Below are 13,969 nucleotides of genomic sequence, written 5' to 3'. Positions count from 1 at the left end.
GATTCATCAACGGTCTCGCCTTGACCATATCATGACGGTTCACCGGCGCATCGGCCATATCATCGCCGGTCGGTGCCGTATGTTTCGGCAAAAAGATATTGACTGTATGTTTAGTCATAGTTATTCGTGGCGTCCAGGATGGCCAGCCGGTGTGCCGGTGAATGGTCACGGAGGAGAGGGGAATATCTTGACAGCCATGCGGCCCGCCGTTGAGGCGAAGGGCGTCACCAGGGTCTTCCGGGGAACCGGCCAGGATGCGGTCAGAGCGCTCGACAATGTCTCCGTCGCGATCCGCGAAAATGAATTCTTCACGCTGCTGGGGCCATCCGGCTGCGGAAAGACGACGCTGCTACGGCTGATCGCCGGCTTCGACTTTCCGACCGACGGCGAGATCCTGCTCTATGGTCAGGACATCGCGCCGCTGCCGCCGTTCAAGCGGCCGGTCAACACCGTCTTCCAGTCGTACGCGCTGTTTCCGCACATGACGGTTGCCGACAACATCGGCTTTGGCCTGAAGATGATGGGCAGGCCGAAGGCCGAAATCGCTGCACGTGTCGACGCGATGCTGAAACTCGTCCACATGCAGGAATTGAAGAACCGGCGCACCAGCCAGATCTCCGGCGGCCAGCAGCAGCGCGTGGCGCTCGCCCGGGCGCTCGCACCGCAGCCGAAAGTGCTTTTGCTCGACGAGCCGCTGTCGGCGCTCGACTACAAGCTGCGCAAGGAAATGCAGATCGAGCTGAAGCGGCTGCAGCACGAAACCGGCATCACCTTCATCTTCGTCACCCACGATCAGGAAGAGGCCCTGACCATGTCGGACCGCATCGCCGTCATGTCGTCGGGCAATATCCTGCAGGTCGGTTCGCCCTGGGAAATTTATGACCATCCGGCGGAGCGGTTCGTCGCCGACTTCATTGGCGAGACGAACTTCCTGACCGGCATGGTCGAAAGTGCAGGCGATGGCCAGGCGCAGGTCGCCTTGCGCTCGGGTGCGAAGATTCGCGCGACCGCCGCCGTGGACTTCCGCGCCGGCGGCAACGCAACGCTGATGGTCCGGCCCGAACATGCGAAGCTCGTCAAAGGCCGCGGCGATCTCGGCGGCACGATCGAGAACATCGTCTATTTCGGCACCGACACGCATATCCATGTCCGGCTGGACGAAGGCGATGTCTTCATGGTGCGCCAGCAGAATTCGCGCAGCGCCGGCTGCGGTTTCGAAAACGGCACCAGGGTCGGTATTTCCATCGGCAATGACGCCGCCCAGTTGCTGAAGGACTAGGGCGATGGCAACCGCGAGAGAGGTCGCCGAAAAGGCCGAACGTGACGATATCAGGTCGCGCTGGCTGCTTTCCGCCCCGGCGCTGCTGATCGTCTTCCTCGCGGCGCTTGGGCCGCTGCTGATCGTGATCGTCTACTCCTTCCTGACGCCGGGCAATTACGGCGATGTGAAGTGGCAGTTTTCGACCGACGCCTGGGTGAGCGTGCTGTTCGAGCGCGATGTCTTCGACGACACGCTGTCCTTCGCCACCGCCTATCTGTCGATCTTCTGGCGCTCGGTGTCGCTGTCGCTGGCAACCACTGTGCTGACCCTGATCCTCGGTTTTCCCACCGCCTATTTCATCGCCACGCGGCCGGATCACCGGCGCGACATCTGGCTGTTCCTGATTACCATACCGTTCTGGACGAACCTTCTGATCCGCACCTTTGCCATGCAGGAAGTGCTGCGCAATGACGGCATCATGAATTCGGCGCTGCAAGCGCTTGGCATCACCGACCATCCGATCCAGCTCATGTACACCAATTTCGCCGTGCTGGCCGGCATGGTCTACGTCTTCCTGCCGCTGATGGTGCTGCCGCTCTACGCCAGCATGGAGAAGATCGATTTCCGCCTTGTCGAGGCCGGCTATGATCTCTACGCGACGCGGCTCGAGGTGTTGAGGCGCATCATCGTCCCGCTGGTCACGCCGGGCATCGTCGCCGGCTCGATCCTGGTCTTCATTCCCTCGCTTGGCGCCTATGTGACGCCGCGCGTGCTGGGCGGCGGCACCAATCTGATGATCGGCAATCTGATCGAGCTGCAATTCGGCCAGGGCCGAAACTGGCCGCTTGGCGCGGCGCTGTCGATCACCTTGATGGCGATCGTCATGGTGGCGCTGCTGTTTTATGTCAGCAACACGACCAGATCGGATGGCGCCCATGCCTAAGCGCTTCGACGTCCGACGGCAGAACGGCTTCGTCAGCTTGGCGATACTGTGTTTCTTCCTGCTTTATCTGCCGATCGCCACGCTGGTGGTCTACGCCTTCAACGACAACGATTCCCTGGCGATCTGGAAGGGCTTCTCGCTGCGCTGGTTCCATGTGGCCTGGAACAACGGGCTGGTGATCGAATCGTCGCTCCGCTCGTTCCAGATCGCGGCCGTCACTGCGTTGCTGGCGACGGTCTCGGCGACCATGGCGGCGCTGGCGACGACCCGGACCAAACCCTATCGCGGATTGACCTTCAAATACGCCTTCATCAACCAGCCGCTGATGGTGCCGGAGATCGTCACCGCGGTGGCGTTGCTGATCGTGTTTTCGCGCATCAAGATCTGGACCGGCTATTCCGGCCTCGGCTACCTCATCGCCGCGCACACCGCTTTCTGCATTCCGTTCGCCTATCTGCCGATCCGGGCGCGGCTCGAAAGCATGGACCTGTCGCTCGAGACCGCGGCGGCCGACCTCTACGCGACGAAGTGGAAGACTTTTCTGCACGTGACCTTGCCGCTGCTTTGGCCGGGCATTCTGGCCGGGCTGATGCTCGCCTTTGTCGTCTCGCTGGATGACGTCGTCATCACCGAATTCGTCAAATCCGGCGGCCAGGACACGCTGCCCACCTACATGCTCGGCCAGATTCGCCGCGGCGTTACGCCCGAGATCAACGCAATCTCGACGGCGTTCCTGGTGCTGTCGATCGGCATCGTCACCGCCTTCTTTTTCGTCAGCAGGAAACGGACCTGAGGCAGCTTTGCCGCCGGTCCCAACAATGGGAGAAAGCAGCATGAACTGGAAACTGACCGCGACGGCCATCGGGCTGTCGATGCTGGCCGCTACGGGCGTGGCCCGCGCCGACGGCGAACTCAACATCTACAATTGGGGCAACTACACCAGCCCCGATCTGATCAAGAAGTTCGAGGAGACCTACAAGGTCAAGGTCACCGTCACCGACTTCGATTCCAACGACACCGCACTTGCCAAGATCCGCCAGGGCGGCGCCGGTTTCGACATCGTCGTGCCTTCGGCCAGCGTCGTTCCGATCTGGATCAGCGAAGACCTGCTGCTGGAGACCGATCCCAACAAGATGGAGAATTTCAAGAATATGGACCCGAAATGGGTCGACGTACCATTCGATCCGGGCCGCAAATACACCGTTCCGTGGCAGTGGGGCACGACAGGCGTGTCGGTCAACAAGTCGGTCTACTCCGGCGACATCAACACGTCCGCGATCTTCCTCGACCCGCCGCCCGAACTCGTCGGCAAGATCAATGTCGTCCCCGAAATGGGTGACATCATGTTCCTCGCCATCGCCTATGAAGGCGGCCAGTACTGCACCGACGACAAGGTGCTGCTGAAGAAGGTGCGCGACAAGCTGGTCGAGGCCAAGGCGAAATGGCTGTCCTTCGACTATGGCGCCGTCGACGGCCTGGGCAAGGGCGACATCGCGGCCGGCGTCAACTGGAACGGCATTTCGCTACGCCAGCGGATGCAGAACGACAAGATCGTCTACGGCTATCCCAAAGAAGGCTACCCGATCTGGATGGACAATGTCGCGGTGCTGAAGGACGCCAAAAACGTCGAAAATGCCAAGCTCTTCCAGAACTTCGTCATGGATCCGCAAAATGCCGCGATGATCTCGGCTTTTGCCCGCTATGCCAACGGCATCAAGGGCTCGGAAGCCTTCATGCCCGCGGACATGAAAGGTGCGCCGGAAGTCGATGTTCCCGCGCAATTCGCCGCCAAGGGCCAGTTCATGCAGGCCTGCCCGCCGGACGTCCAGGCGCTCTACACGAAAATCTGGACCGACCTCCAGAAATAACCTGACCCGGTTCTCCGCCCCGCGACACGCGGCGCGGCCACCTCCCGTTGCCAAACGCGATCCGGCGATCGCAGGAGACTTCCCATGACCGATCTCGACCTTTGCTACATGCCGGCCAGCGAGGCGCTGCGGCTGTTCAAGGCCAAGAAACTTTCGCCTGTCGACCTGATGCAGGCCACCATCCGACGCGCCGAAGCCACCAGGCCGACGATCAACTGCTTCACCTTCACGCATTTCGACGAGGCGATGGATCTGGCTGGGAAGGCCGAGGCCAAATACGCCAAGGGCGCCCGCACCGGGGCGCTCGAGGGGCTGCCCATCGGCATCAAGGATGAGAGCTATATCAAGGGCAAGCCGACATCGCATGGCTCGCTGCTGTCCAAGGATGCCATCGGCGGTCATACCTCGACGATGAACGAACGCATCATCAAGGCCGGCGGCATCGTGCATGCCCGCACGGCGACTCCTGAATTCAGCTGCGCCGGCTATACCTGGTCGAGGCGCTGGGGTGTGACGCGCAATCCGTGGAATCCGGATTTTACGCCGGGCGGTTCGTCCGGCGGTGCGGCGGCGACGCTGGCTTCCGGCACATCGTCGATCGCCACCGGTTCGGACATTGCCGGATCGATCCGCATTCCCGCATCGGCCTGCGGTCTCGTCGGCTTCAAGCCGCCTTACGGCCGCAATCCGGACGAGCCGCCATTCAACCTCGACTTCTACTGCCACACCGGACCGCTGGCGCGAAACGTCAGGGATGCGATCGTGCTGCAGAATGTCATGGCTGGACCGAGCCCGCTCGACATCGCCACGCTGCGCCCAAAACTGCGCCTGCCGCTCGACTACAAGCCGATCAAGGGCTGGAAAATCGCTTTCTCGATGGACCTTGGCTCCTTTGAAATCGACCCGGACGTGCGCAAGAACACGCTTGCCGCCTGCGAGGTGTTCCGCTCGCTTGGCGCTATGGTCGAGGAAGTCGACCTTGGCTGGGGCGACGACGTGCTCAAAGCCGGCATGGCCTATCTGGAGCATCTCTTCGGTGCCTCGCTTGCGCAACTGCTCAAGGAGCACGGCAAGGACATGACGACCTATGCACGGCAGTTCGCCGAGGACGGGCAAAAGTCCAAGGCCACGGACTTTGTCGCGACCCTGGACGTGGCGGCCAGGATGTACCAGACGCTGGGCCCGCTGCTGGAAAAGTACGATGTGCTGATCTGCCCGACCAACGCGCTTCCCTCTGTGCCGGCGGAGTTCGATCAGACCAAGGGTACGGTCGAGATCAAAGGGAGAGAGGTGAACCCGTCGCTTGGCTGGGTGATGACAACGCCGTTCAATATGATGAGCCGCTGTCCGGTTCTATCGATCCCTTCGGGCCGCGCGGCAAGCGGCGTGCCGACAGGCATCCAGATTGTCGGACGCAGCTATTGCGACGCCGATGTCTTCCGAGCCGCACTGGCCTATGAAACGGCGCAGGGCCAATGGTACACGAACACCGAAACACGCCCGTCGCTCTGACCGGGCGATGAGGCCCTTGCCGCGATGGTGCTTGATCTCCGGCTTCGGTTGTGGTGAGCCGACGCTGGACACTCGATGCCCGAACCTCAGGTGGGCTGGCGATCGCCGCCGCATGGTTCGAAAGGAACTGACGAAGATGGCGCAACGCAAGGCTATAGTGGCACCCGAGACACGCAAGGTTGCCGTCACTGCGGGTCGGGGCTCGAACATAGAAACGGCTCCCAAAGACCGCCGCCGCGAGCGCGGCGAAGCGAGCGTGCAGCGCATCATCGACGCCACCATCGAGCTGATCGCGGAGGAGGGCTTGGCGAGCGTCACCATGCAGCGCATCGCCCAGCATGTCGGTTCCTCCAACGCGCTGGTTGTTTTCCATTTTGGCAGCAAGGAGAATTTGTTCCGGGCCGTCCTGCAGTATCTCAGCGACCAGTATGACGAACTGTGGGTGTCTCTGGTGCGAGCGCCCGGCCTGTCGCCGGTTGAGCGCCTGCTCGGCGCGGTCAACTGCGCGCAAAACTTCGCCCGGCAGCATCCGAAATGGGTTTCGGTCTTTGTCGTATTCTCCAGCGACCGCAAGAGCATGCAGATCTACAACGAGATCGGCCTGCCGAGCGACCTTGCCTACACCGCCGAGGCGCGCGAGCTGCTGATCGAGATTTCGCGCAGCGGCGGCTATACCGACGTCGACATAGACACCCTGTCGGAGAGCTTGAATTATCTGGTTCATGGCGCCTGGTATTGGGATCACCTGAACCCTCGCGGCCGTAATACCAACGTGCTGCGCAAGACCATGCTGCTCCTGCTGCATCAGGCGTTTCCGCGGCATTTCGAACTGATGCCTTGATCCCACTTAAGGGCTTTGCCGCAGATGGCAGCCGGCCTGCCGCTTCTGCGCCAGATACTCGTCGACAAGCTGGCGGTAGCGCACCTTGCCGAAGCTCGGAAAATGGCCGCCATGCACGACCGAGACATCGAGGTCGCGCAGGCGCATGAGGGTCGCCATGTAGTCTGATATGTCCGAGTGGTAGACATCGTCGATCAGCGGGCCGTCATAGATGATGTCGCCGGATAACAGGATGCCCGTCCTGTTCTCGTAGAGTGCGATGCCGCCGGGTGAGTGGCCGGGCGTGTGGATCACCTCGAAGGCGCGGTCGCCGAGATCGACGACATCGCCCTGCGCGAGCAGGCGGCCGGCGGGTGCGGGCAGAATGCCGTAGCGCGCCGTGTCCCAGCCTTGCGGCATGCCATCGAACATCTCGTCCGTCGCATAGGTGCCGGCGGCCGTCCATTCGTTGCGCGGATCGGCGAGGATGTGAGCCTCGGCCGCGTGCACGCAGCGGTCGGGAAATTCGTGGTGGCAGCCGATATGGTCGAAATGCGTGTGGCTGGCGACGCAAATGAGCTTGCGCTCGCTCACCAGCGGCACGTGACGCCGGAGGCTGAAATGGCCAAGCCCGGTGTCGAACAGAAGATCGCGGTCGCGGCCGCGCACATGCCACATGTTGCAGCGGAAGAACGGCTTGATCCACGGCTCATGGATCAGCGTCACGCCATCGCTCATGCGGATGGTCTCGTACCAGTCTGGAGCGTCGATGACCGCAAGCGTGCCCATGCTCAGTCCGTCAGCAGGATGATCTGGTCGGTATCGCAGGAAATCGCGACCGTGTCGCGCGGCCGGACGGCGGCCGTCGCCGGCAGCCTGGCGATGAAGTGAAGCGAGGGGTCTTGGGCGGAAACGGCGAGCACGCGCTTGAAACTGCCCTGGAAGACGACGTCGCTCACCTCAGCCGTTCCCAACTTTACGGTGCCAGCGGCCGCGCCGAGGACAAGATGCTCCGGCCGTATGGCCAGCACAACGGCAGCGCCCAACGGCAGCGTGCCGGGCAGCGAAACCGGCCCGACCGGCGTCGCGACGGTGCTTGTCCGGTTCCCGGCCTCCGTGACCGTGCCGGCAAGGATCGTGCTTTCGCCCATGAAGGTGGCGGAAAAGCGCGTCGCCGGCCGCGCATAGACGCGCTCGGGCGGGCCTTCGTCCTCGATGCGCCCGTCATTCATCACCACGCAATGGTCGGCGAGCGCCATCGCCTCTTCCTGGTCGTGGGTGACATGGATGAAGGCGGTGCCGACGCGCTTCTGGATTGCCTTCAATTCGTCCTGCATCTGGCGGCGCAATTTGAGGTCGAGCGCGCCGAGCGGCTCGTCGAGCAAAAGCACCGCCGGCTCGATCACCAGAGCCCGCGCCAGCGCCACGCGCTGCCGCTGGCCGCCGGAGAGCTGGTGCGGCTTCTTGTCGAAGGCTGCGGCCAGTCCAACAAGCGCCAGTGCCTCGCGCGCCTTTGCTGCCCGTGTCGCACCGTCGACGCCCTGCATGCGCAGGCCGAAGCCGACATTGCCGCCGACGCTCATATGCGGGAACAGCGCATAATCCTGGAACACCGTCGTCGTCGGCCGCTTGGCCGGCGGCACCGACGTGCAGTCCTCGCCACGGATGAACACCTTGCCTTCGCTGGGCGTGACGAAGCCGCCCAGAATGGACAGCAGCGTCGTCTTGCCGGATCCCGAGGGTCCGAGCAGGATCGTGTAGCTGCCGGGCTCGATCTGAAGCGAAACGTTCTTCAGCACCGTGTGCTGGCCGAAGCGGTGCGAGACGGAGCTTATATCGACCAGCGGCGCGGTCATGCCTTTCTCCTCCTCAACAACGTCAGTTCGAACAGCACGACCAGCACGATGGAGACGGCGAAGACCAGCGAGCCGACGGCGTTGGTCTTCGGGTTGAGGCCGGAACGCAAGAGGTTCCAGATTTCGACCGGCAGCGTGGTGTCGAAGCGGGTCAGCAGGAAGGAGATCACGAACTCGTCCCAGGAGAAGGTCATCGACAGGAAGAAGCCGGCGAAGATGGCAGGCGCCATGACCGGCACGGTGATCAACAGCAGCACCTTCCATTCCGGCGCGCCGAGGTCGCGTGCGGCGCGTTCGATGTTGATCTGGTGGTCGCCCATCTGGCTGTAGATGATGGCAAAGCACAGCGGCAGGTTGATCACGACATGGCCGATGCCGGCGGCAAGCAGCGATTTCGGCACGCCGGCCCAGTTGAACAGCACCAGCAGCCCCATGCCGATGATGAGATAGCTGACCGTCAGCGGCAGCGTGATCAGCCCGCGCAGCAGGCCGGAGCCCGGCAGGACGAAGCGGGCAAAGCCCCAGGCGGAGAGGAAGCCGAGCGTGACGGCGGCGAGCGACGAGATGGACGCGACCAGCAGCGAATTGAACAGCGCCGAGGTCAGCCTGACGTCAGAGAGAACCGCGTCGTACCAGCGCAATGACGGGCCGGTGAAGGGCGGGATCGGGAACGACGTCGCCTGCAGCGAAAACAGCACCAGCACGACGACCGGCAGGAAGATGAAGCCGCAGATCAAGACGGCGTAGAGCCACGAGGCGATGCGGACGATCCTGCCCATCTCAGGCCCGCTCGATCTTCAGCCAGCGCGCGCAGGCGAGGTAGGCTACGGTGACCACCGCCATCAGGATGATCGACAGCGCCGAGGCCAGCGGAAAATCGCCGCGCCGGCCGATCTGCATCATCACCAACTGCGGCATCAGAAGCTCGTTGTTGCCGCCCAGGATTTGCGGCGTGATGTAGTCGCCGATGCACAGCACGAAGGTCAGGAAGGCGCCGACCATGATGCCGGGCAAGGTCAGCGGCAGCACGACATGCAGGAAGGTGCGCACCGGCCCGGCGCCGAGATCGGCGGCGGCCTTGCGGTAGCTTGGGCTGAGCTGCTTCAGGTTGGCGAAGATCGTCAGCGTCAGAAGCATGACGAAGAAGTGCACGAAGCCGGTCACGGTGGCGAACCGGGTGTTGGCGAGTTGCAGCGGCTCGCTGAACAGGCCGGAGCCGGTCAGCGCACGGTTGACCACGCCGTTCTGCGCCAGCACCAGCAGCCAGGAGTAAGAGCGCACGACATAGGAGGTCCAGAACGGCAGCACGGCCAGCATCAGCGCCAGCCGCTGCCAGCGTTCCGGCACCTGTTCGGCCAGGATCCAGGCAAAGGGGTAGGCGAGCAGGACCGAGATCACGGTGACGATCGCCGTGACCTGCAGCGAGTTCACCATCGCCTGCCAGTAGGAGGGGTTGGTGAAGAACTGGCTGTAGTTGGACAGCGTGAAGCCGCCGCCCTCATGCGCCGTCAGGCTGGAAAACCCCATGGCGATGAAGGGCAGCACGAAGAACAGCAGCGTCCAGCCGAGCGCCGGCGTGACCAGCGCCCAGGGCAGGGCCGCCCGGGGCAGGGCACGCCGGTTGTTTCCTGCCGGGTTCATGAGCGGTATCTGCTCATTTTGCCTGCAGCATTTCGGTCCACATGTCCTGCATCTTCTTGTCGAGATCGGCGTTCGGCGCCGGATAGGCCTGGGCGCGCGCCAGGAAGCCCGGCTGCTCGTCGAAGCGCAGGACCTTCTTCTGGTCGTCGGTCAAAGTCGCCTTGGTGTTCGCCGGCATGCCCCAGTAGCAGGACGAGGTGGCAAGGCGCGCCTGGCCCTCCGGGCTCATAATGTACTGGATGAATTTCAGCGCCATGTCCTTGTTCTTGGAATCCTTGAACATGGCCAGTGACTGCGACCACAGAACCGCGCCCTCCTTCGGGATTGAGAAGTCCAGCGCCGGGTTTTCCTTGGCCACCCCGCCGTCACCCATTCGCCGCCGCCGACCAATATGTCGACCTCGCCGGTCGCCAGCGCCGTCTGGCTGGCGGTCACTTCGCCGACCAGCTTGGCGTTCGCCTTCATCTTGAGAAGCTCGTCCTTGAGGGCGGGCAGGTCGGCTTCGGTCAGCTCGGCCGTCTTCTTGCCGATGGCGAGTGCGGCCATGCCGATGACCGGCAGATAATAGTCGTAGATGGCGACCTTGCCCTTGTATTTGTCGCCGGTCAGCGCCGCCATTGACTGCATGTCGGCCGGATCGACCTTGGTCTTGTTGTAGCCGATCGTGTTGTAGCCGAACTTTTCGGTGATGCCGTAGCGCTTGCCGCCGACCACCGTGGAGCCGTCCATCTTCACCTGCGGGAACAGGTCGGCCAGCGGCAGCTTGTCTTCCGGCAGCGGCTCGAACAGACCCTTTTCGACGCCGCGCGGCACGTCGATGCTATCGATCACCATCACGTCCCAGTCGCCCGGCTGCGACTGTTCGACGATGGCCAGGCCGGCGCCGGTGCCCTCGAATTCCTTGATGTTGACCTTGACGTTGTTGGCCTCCTCGAAGGGCTGCAGCAATGCCGGATCGGCATGATCGCACCAGATCAGCGCGTTGAGGTCGGCGGCCTGGGCAGCACTGCCGGCGCCGAGCAGCAGCGCGGTGGCGGCGCACGCCGCATGCAGATGGCTCTTCAGGATGGAAAGCGGATTCCTGGATGTAGGTTTAGCGGACATCGAGTGTTCTCCCTTGCCTTTGTGGCTTCTTGCAAAAAATTGAACCAATTCTAAAATTGAGTCAATTCTGTTTTTATGGCAAGAGGCTGATATGAGCGGATTGCGGGCACGGCAAAAGGCGGATCGGCACAGGCGCATCATCGAGGCGGCGGCGGAACTGTTTCGCGAGGCCGGCTACGAGGGCGCCAAGATCGAGGCGATCGCCGCCCAGGCCGAGGTCTCGGTCGGCACGATCTACAACTACTACCAGAACAAGGGCGACATCCTCGGCGCTATCGTCTCGCTGGAGGTCAACGAGGTGCTCAATGCCGGGCAGGGCGTCGTCGCCAGGCCGCCGGCCAATGTCGGCGATGCGCTGGACACGCTGATCGGCATCTACATCGAGCACTCGCTGCACTATCTCAGCAAGGAGATGTGGCGGCAGGCGATGGCGATCTCGACGCAACTGCCCGACAGCCCGTTCGGCCAAGCCTACACCGCGCTCGATCGCACGCTGACCGAACAGATCCGCGCGCTGATCGCCCGGCTGCAGGCGCTCGGCCTGGTGCGCCAGGACATCGACGGGGCAGCGCTCGGCGAACTGCTCTTCAACAACATGAACATGATGTTCATCGAGTTCGTGAAGCGCGACGCGGCGAGGATACCGGAACTGCGGGCGGCGATACGCCGGCAGAACAGGATCCTGGTGGCGGCGATTGGGGTTTGAGGGAGTCAGAAGCAGACAGGAGAAATCGTCCGCTCGGCATATTGTCATTTCACATTAGGGCTCGCCTCTTGAGTTGAATTTGAAATCTGGTACAACTTAGAGGGGCATTAAAAGGGGGAGGGGTATATGGGGGCGTTTTCCATCTGGCATTGGGCGATCGTGCTGCTGTTGATCGGCGTGCCTGTTTTCTTTGCTGTTCGATCAGCCACGAAGCCGTCACAGAATCCTGCGGCTCTTGTAGGCATCGGCGGCTGGCTGATGCTGCTGGCGATCGGCCAGGCATTGTCACCGCTGCGCACACTCGCCGACTTCGCCAATTCGGCCGACGGCTACCAGCAACTCATGACCCTCTCGAATGGGCCCCTTGCGGTGTATGGCGAGGTTGCTCTCAATCTGGCATTTCTGGCGCTTCAGCTGGTTGTGCTCGTTTCGATGCTGCGGCGAAGCCGCCGCTTTCCGCAATTGTTTCTGCTCCAGTGGCTCGCGATTCCTGTCGTTTTTGTGCTGGACACGATCTGGGTTGCGTCAGTTCTGGGCGTTCCGGTGAGCCAGCTGCTCGCTGGCGATGCGCTGGTGGCCCCCATAGTCTCGTTTGTGCTGACAGGGCTCTGGGTCGCCTACGTCTATAAGTCGGTGAGGGTGAGAAATACGTTCACCAAGGCGAGCGTATCTACCCAAATTGCGAGTGCCTGATAGGGGAATATCGGGGGCGGTCGGACATCAAGGTCGCGCAGGCGCGTGAGTGTCGCCATCTGGTCGGGATGTCCGAGTGATATAGACGTCGATGATCAGCGGGCCGTCAGAGATGATGTCGCCGGATAACAGGATGCCCGTCCTGTTTTCGCAGAGCGCGATGCCACCGTTCGGCCAGGCCTACACCGCGCTCGACCGCTCACTGACCGAACAAATCCGCGCGCCGATCGCCCGGTTGCAGGTGCTCGGCCTGGTGCGGCAGGACATAGACGGGGCGGCACTCGGCGAACCGATCTTCAACAACATGAACATGATGTTCATCGAGTTCGTGAAGCGCGACACAGCGAGGATACCGGAGGTGCGCGTGGCGATCCGCAGGCAGAACCGGATACTGGTGGCGGCGATTGGGGTTTGATGGAGCAAAGAATCAATAGCTATGCAGATCTGGCTCTGATTTCCCTAGACTTCCGTCTCAGGCAAGCTTCTCTCAGCGGCCACAGTTGTCGACGGCGTTGGGTGCTTCTGGCTTTTAGGTCCGGTTGGCATCGTCGGATTTCCATTGTTCCATCATCATCGTCATCCACGGCCCGAATTCTTGCCAGTTCTCGCGATCCCACGCTGTCAACGTGTGCATAATTGCGGAGCGACCTTCGCCGGCAGAACAGTGGCCGTCTCGCACCCTTGTTAGGACTGCGGAGATAAAATGGCCCAAAGTGTAATAGTCATCGTCCGAAATTCGCATGCTGGCCCCAAAGCGAGCGGATCGCAAATGACCGCATTTTGCAATGTCAGCGATAAGGCTGGTACGTCGTTAATCCCCCGATGTTGTCCGGGTAGGCTGCTCGCGCACTCGTTATTGCAGATTCAAGCTTTGACCGTCGGCTATCGTCAGCCACGGCGGCGAAAATCGGATCGCTCAAGTCACTTCCGGCAGGCAGTGACTTTCGTAGACTAATGCCATCTTTGATTGCGTTGGTCACACATGCTGCTGCACCGGCAAGGTTGTCGCCGTTCAGTTCCAAGCATTTATCCTTGAGAGGAGACGCTTCGGCTGGGTAGATGGCTGAAAAAGCATCCAGTGTCTTGATGGCTACATCCGCATCGGGAAGACATTGGGCGATCTTGGTAAATACCTTAGACGTTTTCTGACATGCTTCTAGCGCGCGAGGGTCTGCCTGCCCCGCTACGGCTGATGTAGCTATCGTCACTGTTATCAGTGATAGAATGGTTCGCACCTGTCGCCTCCCGCCGATTTCCCCGGAAGGCAACTTGTCACGACTAGAACCGCATTCGCAAGCGATGATGCTTTAAGCGTCCGCAGCAAAAGGTGACGTTTTAATTACGGTCAGCTACAAGTGGGCGTGCCAAACAAGGGGAGTTCCCATGAGCTACGGGATGTCGGCTTGTGCTTATATCAAACGAGCAGAAAGCTGCTTGCAGCAGAGCGATCCAAAGTACCTTTTCTACGCTGCGTTCGAGAGATCGTGTCCCGCTGCGTGGTGTAGCTGACGGCTTGGTCGCCGCGCTCTCCGGCATGGGGCCGGGCTGATCAGCGTGCCACGGCT

The 13,969-nt window shown here is 61.9% G+C and carries 14 protein-coding genes and 1 pseudogene; 9 read left to right on the top strand and 6 right to left on the bottom strand.

Annotation, left to right across the window (positions count from 1 at the left end):
- The first annotated feature begins 196 nt into the window (after positions 1-196).
- From NKI73_RS24805 to NKI73_RS24780, 6 genes are all read left to right on the top strand, one after another.
- On the top strand, positions 197-1,279 hold the full coding sequence (locus NKI73_RS24805; protein ID WP_352633570.1) for an ABC transporter ATP-binding protein: 1,083 nt from the start codon (positions 197-199) through the stop codon (positions 1,277-1,279).
- A gap of 4 nt (positions 1,280-1,283) precedes the next feature.
- Positions 1,284-2,204, top strand: a complete 921-nt coding sequence (locus NKI73_RS24800) for an ABC transporter permease (protein WP_352633455.1) — start codon at positions 1,284-1,286, stop codon at positions 2,202-2,204.
- Complete coding sequence (locus NKI73_RS24795; protein ID WP_352633453.1) at positions 2,197-2,997, top strand: ABC transporter permease; 801 nt, start codon at positions 2,197-2,199, stop codon at positions 2,995-2,997. Before NKI73_RS24800 ends, NKI73_RS24795 begins: the two co-directional genes overlap by 8 nt.
- A gap of 40 nt (positions 2,998-3,037) precedes the next feature.
- Positions 3,038-4,072 carry an extracellular solute-binding protein gene (locus NKI73_RS24790; RefSeq protein ID WP_352633451.1) on the top strand — a complete coding sequence of 345 codons (1,035 nt, stop codon included), beginning with the start codon at positions 3,038-3,040 and terminating at the stop codon, positions 4,070-4,072.
- Between the two features lie 84 nt (positions 4,073-4,156).
- Positions 4,157-5,584 carry an amidase gene (locus NKI73_RS24785; RefSeq protein WP_352633449.1) on the top strand — a complete coding sequence of 476 codons (1,428 nt, stop codon included), beginning with the start codon at positions 4,157-4,159 and terminating at the stop codon, positions 5,582-5,584.
- A 136-nt stretch (positions 5,585-5,720) separates the two neighbouring features.
- Positions 5,721-6,425: a TetR/AcrR family transcriptional regulator gene (locus NKI73_RS24780; RefSeq protein WP_352633446.1), complete on the top strand. Its 705-nt coding sequence runs from the start codon at positions 5,721-5,723 to the stop codon at positions 6,423-6,425.
- A 6-nt stretch (positions 6,426-6,431) separates the two neighbouring features.
- On the opposite strand, the gene NKI73_RS24775 is transcribed toward NKI73_RS24780, so the two are convergent.
- The 5 genes and pseudogenes from NKI73_RS24775 to NKI73_RS24755 all read right to left on the bottom strand — a co-directional run bounded on the left by NKI73_RS24775 (position 6,432) and on the right by NKI73_RS24755 (position 11,005).
- Positions 6,432-7,193: an MBL fold metallo-hydrolase gene (locus NKI73_RS24775; RefSeq protein WP_352633444.1), complete on the bottom strand. Its 762-nt coding sequence runs from the start codon at positions 7,191-7,193 to the stop codon at positions 6,432-6,434.
- 2 nt (positions 7,194-7,195) lie between these two features.
- Entirely contained in the window at positions 7,196-8,260 is a 1,065-nt protein-coding gene (locus tag NKI73_RS24770; protein WP_352633442.1) for an ABC transporter ATP-binding protein, read from the bottom strand.
- Positions 8,257-9,039 (bottom strand): ABC transporter permease, encoded by a 783-nt coding sequence (locus tag NKI73_RS24765; RefSeq protein WP_352633440.1) that lies wholly within the window; start codon positions 9,037-9,039, stop codon positions 8,257-8,259. Before NKI73_RS24765 ends, NKI73_RS24770 begins: the two co-directional genes overlap by 4 nt.
- 1 nt (position 9,040) lies before the next feature.
- The gene (locus tag NKI73_RS24760) at positions 9,041-9,901 is read right to left on the bottom strand and encodes an ABC transporter permease (RefSeq protein WP_352633438.1); all 861 of its coding nucleotides are present in this window, start codon (positions 9,899-9,901) and stop codon (positions 9,041-9,043) included.
- A gap of 13 nt (positions 9,902-9,914) precedes the next feature.
- Positions 9,915-11,005, bottom strand: a pseudogene (locus NKI73_RS24755) (polyamine ABC transporter substrate-binding protein).
- Positions 11,006-11,096: 91 nt separating this feature from the next.
- Here NKI73_RS24755 and NKI73_RS24750 point away from each other — a divergent pair.
- The 3 genes from NKI73_RS24750 to NKI73_RS24740 all read left to right on the top strand — a co-directional run bounded on the left by NKI73_RS24750 (position 11,097) and on the right by NKI73_RS24740 (position 12,819).
- The gene (locus NKI73_RS24750) at positions 11,097-11,711 is read left to right on the top strand and encodes a TetR/AcrR family transcriptional regulator (RefSeq protein ID WP_352633436.1); all 615 of its coding nucleotides are present in this window, start codon (positions 11,097-11,099) and stop codon (positions 11,709-11,711) included.
- A 126-nt stretch (positions 11,712-11,837) separates the two neighbouring features.
- Positions 11,838-12,404, top strand: a complete 567-nt coding sequence (locus NKI73_RS24745) for a DUF2569 family protein (RefSeq protein WP_352633434.1) — start codon at positions 11,838-11,840, stop codon at positions 12,402-12,404.
- A 133-nt stretch (positions 12,405-12,537) separates the two neighbouring features.
- Complete coding sequence (locus tag NKI73_RS24740) at positions 12,538-12,819, top strand: hypothetical protein (protein WP_352633432.1); 282 nt, start codon at positions 12,538-12,540, stop codon at positions 12,817-12,819.
- A gap of 373 nt (positions 12,820-13,192) precedes the next feature.
- Here NKI73_RS24740 and NKI73_RS24735 read toward each other — a convergent pair whose 3' ends face one another.
- A complete protein-coding gene (locus NKI73_RS24735) occupies positions 13,193-13,639 on the bottom strand; it encodes a hypothetical protein (protein WP_352633430.1) in 447 nt (148 codons plus the stop codon).
- Positions 13,640-13,969 lie beyond the last annotated feature (330 nt).

The organism is Mesorhizobium sp. M0496 (genome assembly GCF_040321205.1).
Classification (GTDB): domain Bacteria; phylum Pseudomonadota; class Alphaproteobacteria; order Rhizobiales; family Rhizobiaceae; genus Mesorhizobium.
The sequence above is the reverse complement of the archived record's forward strand: the minus strand, read 5'-3'. Positions and strand labels throughout refer to the sequence as shown.

Bases quoted from the DNA above. Each gene is read 5' to 3' on its own strand.
- NKI73_RS24760 (WP_352633438.1), bottom strand. From the start codon at position 9,901: ATGAACCCGGCAGGAAACAACCGGCGTGCCCTGCCCCGGGCGGCCCTG.
- NKI73_RS24790 (WP_352633451.1), top strand. From the start codon at position 3,038: ATGAACTGGAAACTGACCGCGACGGCCATCGGGCTGTCGATGCTGGCC.
- NKI73_RS24780 (WP_352633446.1), top strand. From the start codon at position 5,721: ATGGCGCAACGCAAGGCTATAGTGGCACCCGAGACACGCAAGGTTGCC.
- NKI73_RS24765 (WP_352633440.1), bottom strand. From the start codon at position 9,039: ATGGGCAGGATCGTCCGCATCGCCTCGTGGCTCTACGCCGTCTTGATC.
- NKI73_RS24770 (WP_352633442.1), bottom strand. From the start codon at position 8,260: ATGACCGCGCCGCTGGTCGATATAAGCTCCGTCTCGCACCGCTTCGGC.
- NKI73_RS24785 (WP_352633449.1), top strand. From the start codon at position 4,157: ATGACCGATCTCGACCTTTGCTACATGCCGGCCAGCGAGGCGCTGCGG.
- NKI73_RS24745 (WP_352633434.1), top strand. From the start codon at position 11,838: ATGGGGGCGTTTTCCATCTGGCATTGGGCGATCGTGCTGCTGTTGATC.
- NKI73_RS24805 (WP_352633570.1), top strand. From the start codon at position 197: ATGCGGCCCGCCGTTGAGGCGAAGGGCGTCACCAGGGTCTTCCGGGGA.
- NKI73_RS24775 (WP_352633444.1), bottom strand. From the start codon at position 7,193: ATGGGCACGCTTGCGGTCATCGACGCTCCAGACTGGTACGAGACCATC.
- NKI73_RS24740 (WP_352633432.1), top strand. From the start codon at position 12,538: ATGCCCGTCCTGTTTTCGCAGAGCGCGATGCCACCGTTCGGCCAGGCC.
- NKI73_RS24800 (WP_352633455.1), top strand. From the start codon at position 1,284: ATGGCAACCGCGAGAGAGGTCGCCGAAAAGGCCGAACGTGACGATATC.
- NKI73_RS24750 (WP_352633436.1), top strand. From the start codon at position 11,097: ATGAGCGGATTGCGGGCACGGCAAAAGGCGGATCGGCACAGGCGCATC.
- NKI73_RS24795 (WP_352633453.1), top strand. From the start codon at position 2,197: ATGCCTAAGCGCTTCGACGTCCGACGGCAGAACGGCTTCGTCAGCTTG.